This is a genomic window from Gordonia pseudamarae, assembly GCF_025273675.1.
GTDB classification, from domain to species: domain Bacteria; phylum Actinomycetota; class Actinomycetes; order Mycobacteriales; family Mycobacteriaceae; genus Gordonia; species Gordonia pseudamarae.
In genome coordinates, this window is sequence record NZ_CP045809.1 from 4,184,044 (window position 1) to 4,201,766 (window position 17,723).

Consider the following 17,723-nt stretch of genomic DNA (forward strand, 5'->3'; position numbering starts at 1 on the left):
CCAGATCGCCGTAGCGGCCCGAACTCGCATCATCGGTACCCCGGCATACCCCCGGCGCCCCCGGCGCGGCACGGCGCGCCCCTCGGTTCCCGCCCGCACCGAGAATGCGCGTCCGACGGCGGCGGCCTCCTGCCTCGGCGGCCGGACAACCAAACCATAGGGCATGTAATGCCAGGTCACAGACGCGACGAAACCCGGGAGCAGGTGCTCCCGGGTTTCGTATGCGTGCGCGAGGGGACGATCCCGGTGTACGGGACAGCCCACCCAGGCAACCGTCCTACTTGACGGAGACCTTGGCGCCGGCCTCTTCGAGCTTGGCCTTGGCAGCCTCAGCGGCCTCCTTGTCGACCTTCTCCAGAAGAGCCTTGGGGGCGCTCTCAACGAGCTCCTTGGCTTCCTTCAGGCCCAGGCCGGAGACGATCTCGCGGACCACCTTGATGACCTGGATCTTCTTGTCGCCAGCGCCATCGAGCACGACGTCGAACTCGTCCTGCTCGGCAGCGGCGTCAGCACCGGCGGCGGCCGGAGCACCGGCGGCGGCGATGGCGACCGGAGCGGCCGCGGTGACCTCGAAGACCTCTTCGAACTTCTTCACGAAATCGCTGAGCTCCAGCAGGGTCAGTTCCTTGAACTGATCGATGAGCTCGTCAGCGGTGAGCTTCGCCATGGTTGGCGTCCTTCCTTATTATCTCTGTACCGTTTCGACCGGTACAGAGTGAGTCGGTGTTCCCGGACGAGATGTCCGGGGGTGCGGCGAACTATTCGCCGGCTTCGGTCTTCTTCTCCTGCAGAGCCGCGGCAAGACGCGCGACCTGCGAAGCCGGCTGGTTGAACAGTCCGGCGGCCTTTGCCAAGTTGCCCTTCATGGCACCGGCGAGCTTGGCCAACAGCACCTCGCGGGTCTCAAGGTCGGCGATCGCTTCGATCTCGGCCACGGACAGCGCACGGCCGTCCATGTACCCGCCCTTGATAACGAGAGCCTTGTTGTCCTTGGCGAATGTCTTGATCGCCTTGGCGGCCACCACCGGCTCACCTTCGATGAAGGCAATCGCGGTCGGGCCGGTGAACAGCTCGTCGAGCCCCTCGACGCCCGCCTCGACAGCGGCGCGCTTCACCAGGGTGTTCTTGGCGACGGAGTAGGTTGCGCCCTCGCCGAGGGAACGACGCAGCTCGGTGATCTGCTTGACCGACAGGCCACGGTATTCCGTGACAACCGTCGCCGTCGATCCCTTGAACTGATCTGCGATCTCCGCAACCGCGGACACCTTGTCTGACTTGGCCATACTTCGCCTCCTCTCTCCTCACTAGAGTGCGGACCGAAGTCCGCACATGACATTTCCCCTTCGCACACTCACCCGGGGATCGTGGTTCACGTATCGGAACCACCGGCCTCGGGAGTCGAACGAGGGCTGGACACCGCGTACGTCGAAAATGACGAACGCCCCGGCACACAGAAGGCACGGGGCGCGAATATCCTTGCTACCACGGCGCGAGGCCGGGCGACAGCTGGATCTGTCCTCGTTCATCCTGCGTGGGCCGGCGAGGTCTCTCGCGCCTTCGATCGGGATCGCTCCCGGTGACCGACGGTCTCTGGTTGAACCGATACGACGCACAGCTGCGCATCACATCGCTGTCGACAGTACCGGCCACAGCCCCGCATTCAAAATCGAGACCCCGAATCGGGGCAGGAGACCCGGGGCCAATATCTCGCCTCGAATATTTCGCCACACGGCGTCAGGGCTTCGCGTGCACAATAGTTCACGAGCCGACAACCCTACGAAGCCCCGCCGTGCGCGATGTTCGACCTCAGTACCGACAACACCGGGTCAACACCTCGATCACAGTAGGGCTGCGGTGGCCGGTTCGTGGCGGCCCAAGTGGGCGCCGAACCCGTTCCTCTTCCCCGGAGCCCCGCCGTATGACACACCACACCCCACGCCACACACGGCGCAGATTGCGGACTGTCGTCATCTGCACGGTGGTCGGCCTCGCGTTTGCCCTGACGCCCCTGGGACTCGCCGGATCAGCCGAGGGCGCCACACTCCGGGTCCGGCTCGGGGTGGTCTCGGTATCGACAATGTATGCGGGCAGCGACTACGCCGGAGAGGCTGCCCAGGTCAGTGGTGTCGGAGCGTCATCAATCCGGATACCGGCGAAGTGGAATCTGATCCAGCCCGGCGCCGCCGCCGCGTACAACTGGTCGCAGCTCGATCAGGCTGTCCGGGCCGCGCGAACCGAAGGGCTCGACGTGCTGCTCAATCTCGAGGGCCCGGCACCCGTCTGGGCGCAGAAGCCGGGCGCGGACCCGCTCGCCAACGGCAACGCCCCGCTCGACCCGCAGGACTTCCGGACTTTTGCCCGCGCTGTCGCCCTCCGTTACAGCCCCTATGTATTCGCGTGGGAGATCTGGAATGAGCCGAATCTGTCGCACTACCTGATCCCGCCCACAGCCGATGAATACCTGCCTTTGCTCCGCGCCGCGTACTCCGGAATCCGTTCGTCCGGCGCGACACAACCGATCATCACCGGCGGTACGTCGAGTTCACGCGGCGATACCCGCGACATATCCTTCATCGAGCGGCTCTACCTTCTGGGCGGGAGACCCTACATCGACGGAATCGGAGTTCATCCCTACACGTTTCCCTACCCCCTGCTCAATGACCCCCGGTTCGGCGACGGGGGCGGAGCCGCCGTCCTACGTTGGATCCGTTCCGCGATGCTCGCGGCCGGGGAGGGCAACAAGAAGGTGTGGATCACCGAATTCGGCCAGCCGACCGGTACATCGTCCATGTCGGTGTCCGAGGCCAAGCAGGCGTCCATCGTGACCGATGCACTGTCACTGGCGAACTCGGCGGATTGGGTCGCCGCCATATTCATATTCAATTCCCATGACCTCGTGGCAGGTCCGAGCATCCTCGACGGCAACATGGGGCTGTACCGACATGACGGCACACCAAAGCCCGTGGTCGCCGCCATCACCTCGCTCACCGGCGGCTGATCACGCCTGGTCGGCCTCCAGGCGATCGAGTCGGCGACCGATGACATCGCCCATCCGATTCGCGAGTATTCGGTGCCCTTCATCATTTGGATGGATACCGTCCTCACCGAGATACCCGGACGTGTCCGCCAGCCACCGTTCCTGCGTCGGGTCGTGATACTCGAGGTCATACTCCTCGGCCACGGTGGCCAGAATTCTGGTCATCCTGTCATGCGATGCGGGCGGTTGGGGGCTACGAATCCAGATCGGCGCCACCAGAATGATCGCAGTTCTCGGTGACCTCTGCTGCGCCAGTTCGATGACTCGGCGCACCGCATCCCGGAGGTCACCGGGGGCTTCCATGTCATTGTTGCTGCCGAACGCGACGATCAGGTCGGTGTCGGGGCCTGCGTTTCGCCGCACGCCCGAGAAGAAGGTGGCGCCGTCATCGATACTCGGCGTCAGGTATCCGGAACCTCCCGAAGCGACCCGGGCGAAGGCCGCCGAACGCCCTTCGGCCGCCAGGTCAGTGGCGACGACGTTGACCCAGTTCGTATAGCCATGGCCACCGAATGTTGTTCCGGCAGTTGTACTGTCACCGACAACCAGAATGTGGTGCTGTCGCTGCACCAGGTAGTTCAGCGCTGCCGACGGACCCGCCACCCGGCTGAACTCGGGTACCTGCGAGCATCCGTTGATGCCCAGGGTCATCGCGAGCAAGGCAATGCATCCGATCCTGCTACTTCTCCGCACGAACTGCTCCCATCATCACGATCAGGACAACGACCTGAGAAACGACTGCCACCGAGCCCAACGCAACCGCGCTGCCCGACCGGCCCAGAGCCGCGATCAACGTGAGGCCCACCACAGAACCCGCCAGAATTGACCACATCGCGTGCCGGGGTCGACCGTCGGCCAGCAGTCTTGCGTTGAAGCCCTGCGAGAATGAGCTCACCGCTGCGCCGACGATCGCGCCTATGAGGATCGGCAGTGCCGCGTCGTACTCCGGCCCCGTGAAGTGCAGCAGGAGGTAGGCCAGCGGAACAGCCCCCAGACACACCAGAATCGCGTAGCCGCCACAGGCGCCGTAGAGCTGTCTGGTCAGCCGCTCACGCGCGGCGATACTCCCCTGGCGCCGGACGAGTTCCGGAACAGCTATCGCGGCAGCCGATGTCGGCACCAAAGCGATGGGACCCACCACTCTGGTGGCCAACGCGAACCAGCCGGTCACTTCGGGCGAGGCCACCAAGCCCAACAACGGCAGTTGCAGCTGCGTCGTCACCGCCGACAGCGAGTACCCCCAGTAGTCGAGGCCACCGGATACGCAGGACAGCGCGCCGGCGGGATCCACCCCCGCGGCGGCACGGATCGGCACCAGCACACCGACAACCACCGATACCAGGAAGGCCACCACCATCACTGCCCATGAGTGCTCGGTCCACCGGTCCATCTGGATGACGATGACCGCGAACAGCGGCGGCATGCGATGGGTCACCACGAGCAGGTTGGCGATGCCCTGACGGTCGAGTCCGGTGAAATGCGCCTGCGCGTACCCCTGAACAGCGTCTCCTATCGCGAACACGAGGCCCGCGATCACCGGCATCCCCAGCCCGGCGAACCCGCAGACCGCCACCGCGAGTGCCCCGGCGAGCAGTATCGCCAGGACGTACATCACATACAGTTGCCCCGCCAGGTGGCGGTCCTGTCCGGCGATCCGCAGCACTCGCACCGGAGCACCGAAGCCACAGACCAGACCACCGACCGAGCCCACCGCGAAAGCCGCCATGAAGACGCCGAACTCGGCCGGGCCCGCGGCGCGGGCCACCAGCACGATCACCACACCGAGGCCGAGCGAACTGATGATCCTCGATCCCACGCGTCCGAGCACGCTGAAGACCACGGCAGACGCGCCGTCAGTACGACGAGCTCGGGTGGGGACGCCCACGGATGCTGCTCCTCCCACTATTTCATTGCGCGGATCGCGGCCCGAACGCGCCGGTATGCAGGGTGCAGCCGAACCGGCCACGTGACGAGGAGAACGACATGCAAGATCGTGGAGCCGAACGCCCGCACACGTAACCCCGCGGACTTCGCGTATGCCTGTCGCACCGCGTGGCTCTCGGAGACGAACTGCCGGCCGAGATTCGACGACTTCGACGCGTCGTGCAGGCGCAACGCGCCGACAGGGGCATCGACGAGGACCTGCCGGGGAGCCGCGGCCGCCATCCGCAGCTGTAGCTCAAGATCCATGACCGTGTTGAGGTCGTTCCTGAATCCACCTACCGACCGCAAGAACTCTGTCCGCATCGCGATGGAGCCGGAGAATCCCGCGATCCCCCGGACCACGCAGTATTCGACGGTCAGCAGATGTCCGGGAAACTCGTCGACAGTCGACCCGTCGGCGCGGAGCAGGCGATGTCCTCCGATGACGAGATCGACGGCGGGGTGCGCGGCAATCTCACGTTTGAGCGCGGCGATCCCACCGTCGAGCACGAGATCATCGGCGTTCAGCCACACGCACCATCGGTTGCGCGCCCGGGCCAGGCATCGATTGAGACCATCGGACTGCCCGTCATCCGGTTCGACCACAACCCGTATCCGTGGGTCGCGCTCGGCGGCGGCCAGTAGGGCCGCTGTAGTGCCATCCGTCGAACCGGCGTCCTGTATCACCAGTTCGTCGCCATCACCGAGTTGATCGAGGACGCTGCCGAGAGCGGGATCCAGATACGGCCCCGGGTTGAACACCGGAATCAGTACCGAAAGAGCTTGTTCTTCTTGACTGTTCACTTCCAGCCTTCCGACTCTTGGGCGATGTTCTCCGTCGGCGCAGTCTCCTGACGCACAAATGTTCCCGGCGCGATGTCACGGGAGGCGACGGCACCCGCACCCACTGTGGCGCCACTGCCCACCCGCACACCGCTGAGAACGGTGCCCCGCAGGGCGATCCACGCGCCGTCGTCTATCCGGACCGGCCGGGAGTTCCGTGCGAAAACCGGAGAACACGCGTCATGACTTCCCGAACACACCACAGCCTGCTGGGACAGACAGACGTTCGACCCGATTGTCACCGTTTCCGGGTTGATGATCCAGACAGCCTCGCCGATCCACGAATGGTCGCCGACAACGAGCTTCCACGGCAGGTCGATCCGCACGCGGGGCCGCACAATGCATCCCTGTCCGAAGCGGGCCCCGAACAACCGCAGAATCGCGAGCCGCGCGCGGTTGGGACACCACCACCGCACGCCCACCATTCCCCACACCGCCAGCCACAGCACCCGCACATATGTGGCGCGCCCCCTGTCGAAACCCGAGTCCGGGTATCCCGCGAGGTTCCGGATAACCACGCCATGCGGCTGCCCTTTCATTACAACCTCAGTTCCTGCGTAGGACGAAGATCATCATCGGCCATGTCCGGCAGCACTTCTCGCGCGCCTTGGACCGTAGCAGGGTCGTTCGCGCCGCGGCGTCGGGAACGCTCGGGAATCAGGATCGCCAGCAGACTTCCCAGAATCAGTCCACCCACCACCCAGGCGCCGATCACCTTCCAGTTGTAGGCGGGCACCTTTTCGATGGCCGACGCCGCCGGCTGAATCACCATCAGACCCAGCGACGGGGTGCCGCCGCTGATCGGCGCCTCCGCACGGCCCACCAGATGTACGAGCTGATCGGCCACCGCCTGTGCCATCGCGGCAGCACGCTCCCGGTTGCTCGATCGCGCGGAGATGTCCACCAGCACACTGCCCGGTACAGATGTCACCTGCAGACTCGATGCGATGTCCCCGGCGGTGACCCCGCCTCCGACGTCTTCCGCCGCATTGAGAAGAAGTTCGGGCCCGGTGGCCATCTCGGCATAGGTTGTGACGCGGGACTGCCCGGCAAGCGCTCCCTGATTCGCGTCGGTGACGTTCTGCGCGGCCGTGGCCACGAACAGTCGAGCTGTCGCACGATAGGAATCCGACGACGATATCGCCTGTGCGACCGGGATAGCCACTGCGATCAGAGCGCACAGCACCACCCACAGTATTCGACGACGGTAGATTTCCAGCAGCGAATTCACTTGACCAACCTCCAGATCCGGGAGCTATAGATGACTTTGTTCGTGAATTTCCGGGGTCGGGGGGCCAACGAAGGAGGGACCGCGACCCTGGTCGAGTCGAGCATGAACACAAGGACAACGGTGAACGGGACGATCCCGAGAAAGTATGGGACAAACAATGATTCCAGTGTGGAGGCCGCGGCAAGTCCGCAAAGAAACAGGAGCAGGTATTCCCGCTCCTCGCCGGCCAGGAGAACCACTTTGGATACCACTGCGGCAACGATCAGGAGGAGTCCGACCAGGCCCACCGAGACGGTGATGTCGAGCCAGGAATTGTGTGGAGAATAGTTGGCATCGAACAATGCCGACGCCCCGAACGTCTCCCATGCGGTGGCCCCCCGCCCGAGGACGGGGTCGGTGGCGATCATCGACCGCGCCGACAACCACAGCGCCGCACGATAACTGAAGTCCGCTGCGCTGAAGTTGTATATCGCGGGTATCAGCGATGCCAGTACCGATGCCCCCAGTAGCCACAGGAGCGCGGCCGACCGCCGGTCCGGGCGCACAAGGCGACCGAGTGCGTAGCCCAGGACGATCACGACGACCGCAGCGATCGCGGTGCGGCTACCCGACAGCTCACAGATGACGCCTACACCGACGATAACCAGGACACCGCGCCACCACGGGATTCGCGCCAGCGCGAACGGCAGGAGCATTGCCACCGTGATACCCAGGATGTTCCCGTTGCCGGCGAACTCCGAGGTCAGAACCGACCCTGCCGTACCGCATTTGTCTACGCGGCAACCGGTGACCGACGACGGTACGAGCAGCACCGTCAATGCGATCGCCACCGCCGTGCCGAGAAGCCCGAGACGACAGCCCACCGCGATCACGTCCAGGCCGATGCGCCCGGTCTTGACGACAACCGATGCCAAGATCGCCGCCGACAGAGCCCACCGCGGCAGGTTCTGGATGTCGGCGCCCGGGCCGAGGATCAGACTCAGCAGCGCGAGCACCGATACCGGAACCAGCAATGCCGCCGAGATATCCAGGCGGGCAACGCCGCTGTGGATCTTCGTCGCGAGTGACCAGAGCACAAGCAGGCATGCCGGGAAGTACCACGCCGCCGGATACCATGGCGCAGCCGCCACGCCTCCGAGAAGCGCCGGTCCGACGAAGAATGTCATCCCTATCGGCCACGCGGTCAAGAAGAACAGGAGCGCCACCATGATCCGGTCGTCGCCGGACAATGATCGCGGTCTGATCGGCGAGCATCCGATGAGCACAGCGGCGAGGGCCACCACCGCGTAGACGGTCACCATGAGCTGTCACCTCCGGACTCGTCATGCCCGATCCATCGGCAGCGCAGCATGACCAGACAGAACCCGAAGGTCATGCCCACCACAAGCCACTGAACCGTCACCAGCAACCCACTCTTCGCCGGAGTCGCGTATTCAGGCATGGCCCGGCCGGCGACGGTGACCCGCACCGGAATGGGATCCTCGCGTACGGGTATGACACGGGCCAGTTCGTTGGCGACCGCGTTCGCCCGGTAGGACGCGAGTTCACGCGTCGATCCCGTCGTCGACAACAGAATCAGGGAAGTGGACTTCGGTGAGGAGACCGTCAGGACACGACCCAGTTCCGGCCCGGACATCGTCAGTCCGTGGCTGGTGACCACTCTGTCGAGAAATGTCGATGCCTCGGCAATCGCCGCGTACTCGGCTATGCGCGAATCCATCAGCTGCGCTTCCCGCATACCGCCGCCGTCACGCAGACCACCGTCCGCCGATGTGACGATCGACGCGGTTGCGGTGTACTCGGGGTCGGAGAAGTACGCGAAGGATCCACCCACCAGCACTGCGCCGCACATGCTTGCGACGATGATCCACCATGATCGTCTCAGAAGGCCGCCGAGGTCCGCGGTCAGCATCGTGCACCTCGAGAGCGGCGGCCGGTACCGCACCCGTGGTAGATCTGCTCCAGTTCGGCACGGATCGCGTTCATGGAGAAGTGCTCGCGCACTGCCCTTCTGCCGTTGCGACCGTGCGCATGGGCCGCGTCGGGGTTGTCGAGGTAGAAACTGATCGCGTGTTTGAGCGCGGCGGCCGATTCCTCCACAACAATTCCGCATTCGTACGTGCGAACAGCATCCGCCAGACCGCACGTCCGAGTGACCACCACGGGTCTGCCCACCGCCATCGCTTCCAGCACCGACATCGGGTACGGCTCGTTGACCGCTGGCAGAACGTACACCGATGCGCGCGCCATCCTGCCGGCCACGGCGTCCGGGCTGACCGGACCTTCCAGGGCGACACCCCCGTCTTCGCCGACCTGCGCCTCTAGCGCGGCGAGCATACCGCCGTCGGGGCCTACCACGGTGAACGTCGCCGACGTGCCCGCCCGCAGAATGTCCTGGGCGACGCGCACGAACAGGTCGGGACGTTTTCGTTGATGGAGCCTGGCGAGAAAGAGGACTTCCGGTGGTCCGTCCGGTGGCTCGACGTACTCAGCCGGCATCGGCACACCATTTCGCAGGCACGCTGTGTGCAGATCATTTCCGGCGAACTCTTGCAACAGACCCAATTCGGTGCCGGTCAGGTACAAGACCCGGTCGGCCCCGCGGAGCGCGGGCCGGGTGAGGAACCTGTCCAACGGCACCGACAGCGGGTGATTCGACAGGTCGATCATTCCGTGGGTTTGCACCACGTACGGAATCCCTCGGCGGGATACGAGTGTGGCGACCGGAAGTGTCACGAACTCACGGGAGAGGTGGATGTGCACGATGTCGTAGTCACCGATATCGCGCACCAGGCCACGTACCAGTCCCTTCGCGTACAGTCCCGCGAAACCGATTCCCGGGATCACCTGTGCCGCGGGCCGGAGCCTCATCCGCACTCCGTCGACGTGCATACGCTCACCGCCGAATCCGCGAGCCGCACCGGCGAGCGTCACCTCATGCCCCGCGGCCGCAAGCGCGAGTGCTTGATTCATCGCGACGCGAACCGGCCCGCCATACTCCCCGTCCGGGGTGAACAATGTGGCGACCTGAAGGATCCTCATCTGTTCGCCCCCTCCTGCACGCACGTGGCCTGCACCGGGTCTCCGGCGAATCGGGACGCCAGCCAATCCGTTGCCCGGCTGTCGATGCGCAGGTCGGAGTGGCCGGCATCCTCGAAGCGATGATCGACGCCGGTTCCGAACGAACATGCCTGCGCTATCGCCCGGCCCGTCCACTCCGCCGGTATCATCTGGTCCCGGTCGCCGTTGACCACCAGTACGGGGACAGTCGTGGGTTTCTTGGGCAGTGCGTTCTGCCTCAGCACTCCGGACAGTAAGTCCCATTCATCCGCGCTCAGGTCGAGGCCGCCGACAGAAGCCAGATGTCGGGCCGCCTGGGCCCTGGCGGCGCTATCGCAGCCCAGAGCCCGTGCGCGCAGGTCGTCATCGACCCCGCCGAGGCGTGCCGACACGCCACCGAGATCGTGGCCGGCGTTGAGCGCCCCCTCCACAATCAGCGGCAACACGGTGCGCTGGTCGTCGGTGAGCGCATCGGCCTCTCCCGCTTCCGCCAAGGGCGTGATATTAAGCGGCGGAGATAACGTGACCGCACCCACGAGGTCCAGGCCGATACCGTAGTCCTGCGCGAGTTCGGCTGCGGCCCAAGCGGCTTGTCCACCCTGGGAATCACCGACCGCAGCCCACCGCCGGTCGACGTCCGCGGAGAGTCGGTGCAGAACCCGCACGGCGTCGATGACGTTGCGTCCGGCGGCACCGGCATCCAGATAAGGGTGGGCACCGTCGTCGCCGAGTCCCTCGTAATCGGTCAGTGCTACCGCGTAACCCGCGTCGAGCAGCGATCGGACCAGTTTGTCGTAGCCGCGTAGCCGCGAGTCCCACGTCGGCCCACACCGATTCGCCACCCCCACGGTGCCATGTGCAATGGAAACCACCGGCCAGCCGGCAGCAGGCGGTGTTCCACGCGGAATGAAGAACGCGCCGCTCACCCGTGAGTCGGCTCCCGTCGGACCCGTCGACCGATACACCAGTCTCTCGACGGTGCGGGCACTGGCGCCGAAGCTGGTCCCGAGGTCGGCCGCGTCAAGCCGTTCGAGAATTCTGCCCTGCGGCGGCCGATCGGTGCCCCGCCAAGGAACCGGGTCGAGGTACGCTCCGCCACCGCCCACCCGCGGCGGCCCTGTTCCGCACTGGGCCAGGACCAGGACGGCAAGCACGGGGACGACAGCGAGCCGCGCCGGCATAACCGCGGCAGCGCGTATTCGCTCCTTCACCCAGGAAACCCGCGCCATCATTCCCCGATGCCTTCCGTCGTCCGCACCTCGGTCACCGCTGCGTCCGGTTGCGAGTCGCGCAGTGCGTGAGCCAGAGCTGCCCGCACCGCGTCCGCATCCACCAAGCCCGCGTCGAAAGTCGCCGTCACCTGGACTTCTGCCCCGACACGCGCGATCAGCAGTGACATTTGGTTCGGCCGGCTCAGCGGTAGCGCTACGCAGAAGGTGCGTGGCACGGACCCCGAATCAACGTAGTGAATAACCTCGGACATGTCACCACGAGAGATATCCGAAACCACCAGGGTGATCGTGTTGTCGGTGCTGATGGCCCGCTGTTTTCCTGGATTGGAGATGGCCGTCGTGATCCGGGCTTTGACGACAGATGCCGCCAGCCGGCCAGGTGTCGTGTTATCGCGTACCGCCGCCACGTAGCCGGCTACGAACTCATCCTGATCGGAGCTCGCCGCCAGAGTGGCCGCGGCATTCATATTTCCGTAGAAAGACTCTCCCTTGGGCAGGTATCTGCGCATATTGACGATCACCTTCAACTGGTCGTCGATCGCGGGTAGATGCTGACGCAGCGCCGACGACAGTCGGTAGCACAGCAACGCGCTCGGGGTCGCCGCCGCGTGCCTACCGGCCGCCTCACGCAATTCGGTCCAGAGTTGGTCACCGGACCTGGCGAATACGACGGTGGAACGCATCTCCGGCAGCCGATCGGTGTCACCGCCGGGTCCGACGGGACCGGGTCGGCGGCCTCGCCGGAACGCCGCGCCGATGGTCGATCGCACGGCCTCCAGATACTGCCGCCTGCCGACGAGCACCGACTTCATCACCGTACGGGACAGCGGACTCCACGCCCAGCGCTGCGATTCTTCGAAGACCGGTGACCGTCCGTCGAGCGCGCAGAGCGCGCCGATTACCGAATACATCACGAACGCATCACCGATACCGTGATCGAATCTGATTGTGAGATGATCGCGGCCACGTGCAGCGACGACCGGCGCGGTCTCCCGCCACTCCAGGGCCTCAAGAGCCGACGCGGCGACGTCGTGCGTATCCGCACCGGTACCGGTGTGTACCCAACCCTCGTCGGGAATCTGATATGCCCACTGCCGCTTCGAGGACGACGGCAGAATACCGATCCGGTACTCCGGTCCTCCTGATGTCATGTGCTGTAGTCGATTCAGGAGTTCATCGTCGGTCACCTCCGCGACAGGACCGACCACGACGGAAACGTACGTTCCCGCCATACGCATGTCCAGGAGAGTTGCCCGGATACCCGTTGATCGCTTCATCGCCACGCCTTTCGCTGATCTGCCAGAACCTGCCCGGAAGCAGCCAGATCCGCACACCACTGACCGTATGCGGCGATCGCCGCCGATCGGTCAAGCATGGAACTCGCATAGCTGCAACCATTTTCACCCAGTACAGCGATTCGCTCGGGGTCGGCTGCGAGTTGCTCGGCGACCGCGACCAGCGCTTCCGGATCTCCTGCGTCGACGACGACACCCGCACCTGAGCGGGCGATCTCACCCGAGGTGAGCCCTTGCCGGCCGACCGCGGCGATCACAGGCCGCGCACACGCGAAGTAGGAGGTGAGTTTGCTCGGAATGGCCATCTCCTCGATGCCAGGAGATTCGTTGACCAGCAAAAGATCCGCGGCTTTCAGCAGGCTGGTGTACTGCTCCTCGGCGACCGGGGCGACGAACTGCAGACGGCTGACGTCCCGCGCCTGGCGTTCGAGGTCCGCACGCCTGCTCCCGTCACCCATGAGCACGAACCTGATCTTCGAGTCCCGTTCCTCCGCCAGCCGTGCGGCATCGATGACGTTCTCCAGTCCCTGCTTCACGCCCATGTTCCCGCTGTGCAGGACGACGATGTCGTCCGCGCCCCAGCCCAAGCCGTCCCGGACATCGGCGCGACGCTCCTGCGCTTCCTGATTCACGTGAACCCAGTTGCGGACAACCCTCAGATTTGTTGGTGTGACACCGATCCCGACCAAGGAGTCGATGAACCGTTCATGGACCACGACGGTACCGGACGACAACTTCATCGTCCATGATTCGATGATGCCGACGAGCCTTGCCACCGTCGCGGGCGCGGCACCGGTTTCTTTCACCCCACGGCTGTACAGATCGTGGACGATCACACCCACCGGCCTGCGCCGCAATCGGGCGCGAAGCACCACGGCCGAGGCGCTGAGCAGCGCGGGGCTGGTCACAATCACCACATCGGGCCGGCCCCATCGACACAGCACGACGCGGCGGGCAAAACTCAGCTCCATCCGCAGTCTCCGGAACATACTCGGACGGCTCGGAACATAGTGCCGTAACCGGGTGACCGAAGGACTTCCGGCGACGGCCGTACCGCGATAGGTACGCCGGTCGCGAAAGTCCTCGTGCACCGACCACGCCGGATAGTGCGCGATGCCGGTGAGCACCTGCACCGAATTCCCCTGGGCCGCAAGTCCGTCAGCGAGCCCTGTGGTGTAGGGTGCGATACCCGTACATTCCGGCGCGTAATTGATCCCGACGACCAGAATCCTCATAGCGGCAACCTCCTTGCGCATCGATCACCACGACCGTCAACCCTGGCCACGAACACCCGCACCGGCTGTGCGATACCACTCGACGGTGGCCGCCAAGCCCTCCGCCAGCCCCACACGACTGCGCCAGCCGAGCTTCGTCAGTGTCGATATATCCAGGACCTTTCGCGGGGTGCCGTCGGGCTTCGTCTCATCCCAGCGGGTTTCACCGGTGAATCCGACCGTCGAGGCCACCATCTCCGCCAGCTCACGTATCGAAAGATCTTTCCCGGTACCAACATTGACCTGTGTCGGGCCATCGAAATGCTCCAGGAGAAACAGACAGGCATCGGCCATATCATCAACGTGCAGGAACTCTCGGAGCGCCGAGCCGGTTCCCCAATTGACAACACTTCGCTCCCCTTGGCCGCGGGCGCGCTCGTACCGCGCGATAAGCGCGGGCAGCACGTGACTGCCCGTCGGCGAGAAGTTGTCACCGGGGCCGTACAGGTTGGTCGGCATCGCCGAGATCCACGGCAGCCCGTACTGGCGGCGGACCGCCTGCACGTGGAGAATGCCGGCGATCTTGGCGATGGCGTAGGCATCGTTGGTCGATTCGAGTGGCCCGGTCAGCAGCGCGTCCTCGGTGATCGGCTGCGGCGCGAACTTCGGGTAGATGCACGATGACCCGAGAAACAGCAGTCGGTCGACCCGGTGGGCCAGCGCCGCGTCGAGGACGTTGACCTGTATGCGCAGGTTGTCGGACAGGAAGTCGACGGGCCGGGTGCTGTTGGCCCCGATCCCGCCGACCTTGGCCGCGGCGAGTATGACGACGTCGGGTTGTTCGATGGCGAAGAACTCGAAGGTCGCTTCCCGATCACGCAGATCGAGCTCGGAACTGGTGCGGCCCACCAGATCGGTGAATCCCTGGCTCCGCAGGTGCCGCCACAGCGCCGACCCGACGAGCCCGCGATGTCCGGCGATATACACCCTGGCGGTGCGGTCGATCGGGTACGCGACACCGCCCTGCGCATCGGTGCTGTCTGTCGTATCCGTCAAGATGCCCGTGGTCGAGGCTTGCCGTGCCATGATGTCAGCCCCACGCCGGCAGGACCGGCCTGTCGATCCACGATCGGCCCTCGCAACCCAGCGCCGCGATATCGGCGTCAACCATGATCCGGGCGAGTTCGGGGGCGTCGACGGTTGCCTTCCAGCCGAGCAGGGTCTGCGCACGGGTAGCGTCACCGATCAGTGAATCCACCTCAGTGGGCCGGAGGTAACGCTCGTCGAACCGGACGTGGTCTTCCCAGTTCAGACCGGCGTGTTCGAACGAGGCGACCAGGAAGTCCTTGACGGTGAACGCGAAACCTGTGGCCAGTACATAGTCGTCGGGTTCTGGGGCCTGCAACATCCGCCACATCCCCTCGACGTACTCGGGTGCGTACCCCCAGTCGCGCACGGCGTCGAGGTTGCCCATGTACAGATAGCGTTCTGAGCCCACCTTGATCCGGGCCACCGCACGGGTGACCTTTCGCGTCACGAATGTCTCGCCGCGCCGCGGAGATTCGTGATTGAAGAGGATTCCGTTGACCGCGTACATGCCGTAGGCCTCGCGGTAGTTGCGCGTCACCCAGTAGGAGTAGACCTTGGCCGCGCCATACGGTGACCGCGGATAGAACAGGGTGTCCTCGTTCTGCGGTGGCGGCGACGCCCCGAACATCTCCGAACTCGACGCCTGGTAGTAGCGGCATTCGACGCCGGCCAGCCGAACCGCCTCCAGCAGCCGGATGGAGCCGATCCCAGTGGTGTCACCGGTGTGTTCGGGCTCATCGAAGCTCACCCTGACGTGCGATTGGGCAGCCAGGTTGTACACCTCGTCGGGATTGATCGTCGCCACCAGCGTCACCAGCCTGGCGCCGTCGCTGAGATCGCCGTAGTGCAGGAAAAGCCGGGCGCCGGTTTCGTGCGGGTCGACGTAGAGATGGTCGATACGGGTGGTGTTGAAGCTCGACGAGCGGCGGATCAGGCCGTGCACCTCGTAACCTTTGGACAGCAGCAGTTCCGCCAGATACGACCCGTCCTGCCCGGTGATTCCGGTGATCAGAGCTCTCTTCATGTTTCTCCAGTGGGTTCGCCCGACAGCCCGGTCAGGACTGTGTCGATGGGAGGCATCGGTTGTTCTGGTCCCGATCCACGGCGACGGGGATCGGCGGAAAGAAGATTGAATCAGTAAGCGCCGGAACGTGATACCACCGCACGCAGGGTGCGCCACAGGATAACCGCATCCTGCATGATCGACCAGTTCTCCACGTAGGACAGATCCAGCCGCACGGCCTCCTCCCACGGCAGGTCCGAACGTCCGGACACTTGCCAGAGGCCGGTCATACCGGGTTTGACCAGCATGCGCCGGGCGATCCGACCGTCGTAGTTCCGCACTTCCTCGGGCAGCGGAGGCCGTGGGCCGACCATGCTCATGGAACCGCCGAGCACGTTGAACAGCTGCGGGAGTTCATCGAGGCTGTACCGCCGGATGATTCGTCCCACACGAGTGACGCGTGGGTCCTCGCGCACCTTGAAGAGCACTCCCGCACCTTCGTCGCGGTCGGTGAGGTCGACTTTGGCGAGATCGGCACCGACAACCATCGAACGGAACTTCCACATCCGAAATGACTTGTTGTTCAATCCTACTCGCGTCGCACGATAGAATACCGGCCCGCGGGAATCGACCTTGACCGCGATCGCGACAGAAAGCAGCACTGGGGCGAACGCCAACAGCAGCAGCGCCGCCCCGAACCAGTCGACCAGCGCCTTGAGAGTCTTGTTGGCGCCCGCATACTGCGGTTTGTCGACATGCAGCAGCGGAAGTCCGGCAACCGGGCGAACGAGTATCCGCGGACCGGCGATGTCCATCACCCCGGGCGCGACCACCATATCGACGGACAGCCCTTCGAGGTCCCAGGAAAGGTCCTGCATAGCCTGATGACCGAGCGCCTCTGCGGAGGTGACGGCAACAATGGTCGCCGACGATCTGCTGACCGCAGCGGCGACATCGTCGAAGTCTCCGCGCACCGGAATAACCCGGTCCCCGATTCTCAGCGAGTCATGTGCGGATTCCGCTCCGGAAGGCAGACAGATTCCCACGACGTCATACCCGAGCTCCGGGGTGTTGATCAGCCGGTGCACGAGACTCATCGCCGAGGTCTCGCCACCGACGACCAGAACCTTGTCCATCCTGCAACCGGTTGCTTTTCGACTTCGGCACAACCACTTTCGCCACAACCAGCGCGAGAGCAACAGTCCGATGCTGCCGATCGGCAACGCCAGCGCGACGAAGCCACGCGCGACGCCCAGCTGAAACAGCAGGTCGACGATCGCCAGCAGACCGAAGACCGTGAAGCACGCCGTCGCCACCCGGCTGTACTCCTGCGACCCGCTGCCGAATATCCGCCGATCGTAGCTGCGCCCGATGCGCAACGCACAGGCCCAGGCGAGGACCAGTCCGCCCGCGAACAGTTGCATGCCGACGCTGTAACCGATCGCCTCACGCCCGAAACGAACCACCAGCGCCACCAGCACCGCGGCGGTGACGATAACCGCATCGGTCAGCGCGATCCGACGAGCATAGTCGTGAGCCCAGGTCATCGCACCGCGGACCCTGCCGGCCCCCCCGAACTTCCGGCGACGCACACCGAGCAATGCGTCAGCTCGTATATCGCTGGCCATCATGCTTCACCTTCCGACGGAGGCGGTTCCGACGCAGTTCTGCGCATGGCGGAACCCGAAGAGAGTAGTTTGCTAGAGAGCAGATTCTGCACGATTCAGGATTACGAGAATCGTAGCCCGCACTTACGAGGTGCTCAACCCGAAATCTGCCTTGTTTTCAGATTGGAT

At 64.7% G+C, this 17,723-nt stretch carries 17 protein-coding genes; 1 reads left to right on the plus strand and 16 read right to left on the minus strand.

What is annotated here, in order from left to right; translation table 11 throughout:
- Positions 1 to 277: 277 nt before the first annotated feature.
- Both rplL and rplJ read right to left on the minus strand, forming a co-directional pair.
- The gene (rplL, locus tag GII31_RS18150; protein ID WP_213244768.1) at positions 278 to 667 is read right to left on the minus strand and encodes a 50S ribosomal protein L7/L12; all 390 of its coding nucleotides are present in this window, start codon (positions 665 to 667) and stop codon (positions 278 to 280) included.
- 91 nt (positions 668 to 758) lie between these two features.
- Positions 759 to 1,283 (minus strand): 50S ribosomal protein L10, encoded by a 525-nt coding sequence (gene rplJ, locus GII31_RS18155; protein ID WP_213244769.1) that lies wholly within the window; start codon positions 1,281 to 1,283, stop codon positions 759 to 761.
- Between the two features lie 635 nt (positions 1,284 to 1,918).
- On the opposite strand from rplJ, the gene GII31_RS18160 reads away from it, so the two are divergent.
- Positions 1,919 to 2,998, plus strand: coding sequence for a cellulase family glycosylhydrolase (locus GII31_RS18160; RefSeq protein ID WP_213244770.1), 1,080 nt, complete (start codon positions 1,919 to 1,921; stop codon positions 2,996 to 2,998).
- On the opposite strand, the gene GII31_RS18165 is transcribed toward GII31_RS18160, so the two are convergent.
- The 14 genes from GII31_RS18165 to GII31_RS18230 all read right to left on the minus strand — a co-directional run bounded on the left by GII31_RS18165 (position 2,999) and on the right by GII31_RS18230 (position 17,474).
- Entirely contained in the window at positions 2,999 to 3,688 is a 690-nt protein-coding gene (locus GII31_RS18165; RefSeq protein ID WP_260840091.1) for an SGNH/GDSL hydrolase family protein, read from the minus strand. It abuts the gene before it with no gap.
- Positions 3,689 to 3,716: 28 nt separating this feature from the next.
- Complete coding sequence (locus GII31_RS18170) at positions 3,717 to 4,922, minus strand: lipopolysaccharide biosynthesis protein (protein WP_213244772.1); 1,206 nt, start codon at positions 4,920 to 4,922, stop codon at positions 3,717 to 3,719.
- Positions 4,923 to 4,939: 17 nt separating this feature from the next.
- Positions 4,940 to 5,764: a glycosyltransferase gene (locus GII31_RS18175; protein ID WP_213244774.1), complete on the minus strand. Its 825-nt coding sequence runs from the start codon at positions 5,762 to 5,764 to the stop codon at positions 4,940 to 4,942.
- On the minus strand, positions 5,761 to 6,342 hold the full coding sequence (locus GII31_RS18180) for an LbetaH domain-containing protein (RefSeq protein WP_213244775.1): 582 nt from the start codon (positions 6,340 to 6,342) through the stop codon (positions 5,761 to 5,763). Before GII31_RS18180 ends, GII31_RS18175 begins: the two co-directional genes overlap by 4 nt.
- Positions 6,342 to 7,034: a YveK family protein gene (locus tag GII31_RS18185; RefSeq protein WP_213244776.1), complete on the minus strand. Its 693-nt coding sequence runs from the start codon at positions 7,032 to 7,034 to the stop codon at positions 6,342 to 6,344. Before GII31_RS18185 ends, GII31_RS18180 begins: the two co-directional genes overlap by 1 nt.
- On the minus strand, positions 7,031 to 8,335 hold the full coding sequence (locus GII31_RS18190; RefSeq protein ID WP_213244777.1) for an O-antigen ligase family protein: 1,305 nt from the start codon (positions 8,333 to 8,335) through the stop codon (positions 7,031 to 7,033). Before GII31_RS18190 ends, GII31_RS18185 begins: the two co-directional genes overlap by 4 nt.
- The gene (locus tag GII31_RS18195; protein WP_260840528.1) at positions 8,329 to 8,946 is read right to left on the minus strand and encodes a Wzz/FepE/Etk N-terminal domain-containing protein; all 618 of its coding nucleotides are present in this window, start codon (positions 8,944 to 8,946) and stop codon (positions 8,329 to 8,331) included. The genes GII31_RS18190 and GII31_RS18195 overlap by 7 nt, the downstream gene beginning before the upstream one ends.
- Entirely contained in the window at positions 8,940 to 10,076 is a 1,137-nt protein-coding gene (locus tag GII31_RS18200) for a glycosyltransferase (RefSeq protein ID WP_213244779.1), read from the minus strand. The genes GII31_RS18195 and GII31_RS18200 overlap by 7 nt, the downstream gene beginning before the upstream one ends.
- On the minus strand, positions 10,073 to 11,326 hold the full coding sequence (locus GII31_RS18205) for a lipase family protein (protein WP_213244780.1): 1,254 nt from the start codon (positions 11,324 to 11,326) through the stop codon (positions 10,073 to 10,075). The genes GII31_RS18200 and GII31_RS18205 overlap by 4 nt, the downstream gene beginning before the upstream one ends.
- Complete coding sequence (locus GII31_RS18210) at positions 11,323 to 12,603, minus strand: hypothetical protein (protein WP_260840092.1); 1,281 nt, start codon at positions 12,601 to 12,603, stop codon at positions 11,323 to 11,325. The genes GII31_RS18205 and GII31_RS18210 overlap by 4 nt, the downstream gene beginning before the upstream one ends.
- A complete protein-coding gene (locus GII31_RS18215) occupies positions 12,600 to 13,856 on the minus strand; it encodes a glycosyltransferase (protein ID WP_213244782.1) in 1,257 nt (418 codons plus the stop codon). The genes GII31_RS18210 and GII31_RS18215 overlap by 4 nt, the downstream gene beginning before the upstream one ends.
- A 36-nt stretch (positions 13,857 to 13,892) precedes the next feature.
- A complete protein-coding gene (locus GII31_RS18220) occupies positions 13,893 to 14,891 on the minus strand; it encodes a GDP-L-fucose synthase family protein (protein WP_287384567.1) in 999 nt (332 codons plus the stop codon).
- Between the two features lie 34 nt (positions 14,892 to 14,925).
- Entirely contained in the window at positions 14,926 to 15,948 is a 1,023-nt protein-coding gene (gmd, locus tag GII31_RS18225) for a GDP-mannose 4,6-dehydratase (protein WP_213244784.1), read from the minus strand.
- 110 nt (positions 15,949 to 16,058) lie between these two features.
- Positions 16,059 to 17,474, minus strand: coding sequence for a sugar transferase (locus GII31_RS18230; protein ID WP_246221943.1), 1,416 nt, complete (start codon positions 17,472 to 17,474; stop codon positions 16,059 to 16,061).
- Positions 17,475 to 17,723: the final 249 nt, after the last annotated feature.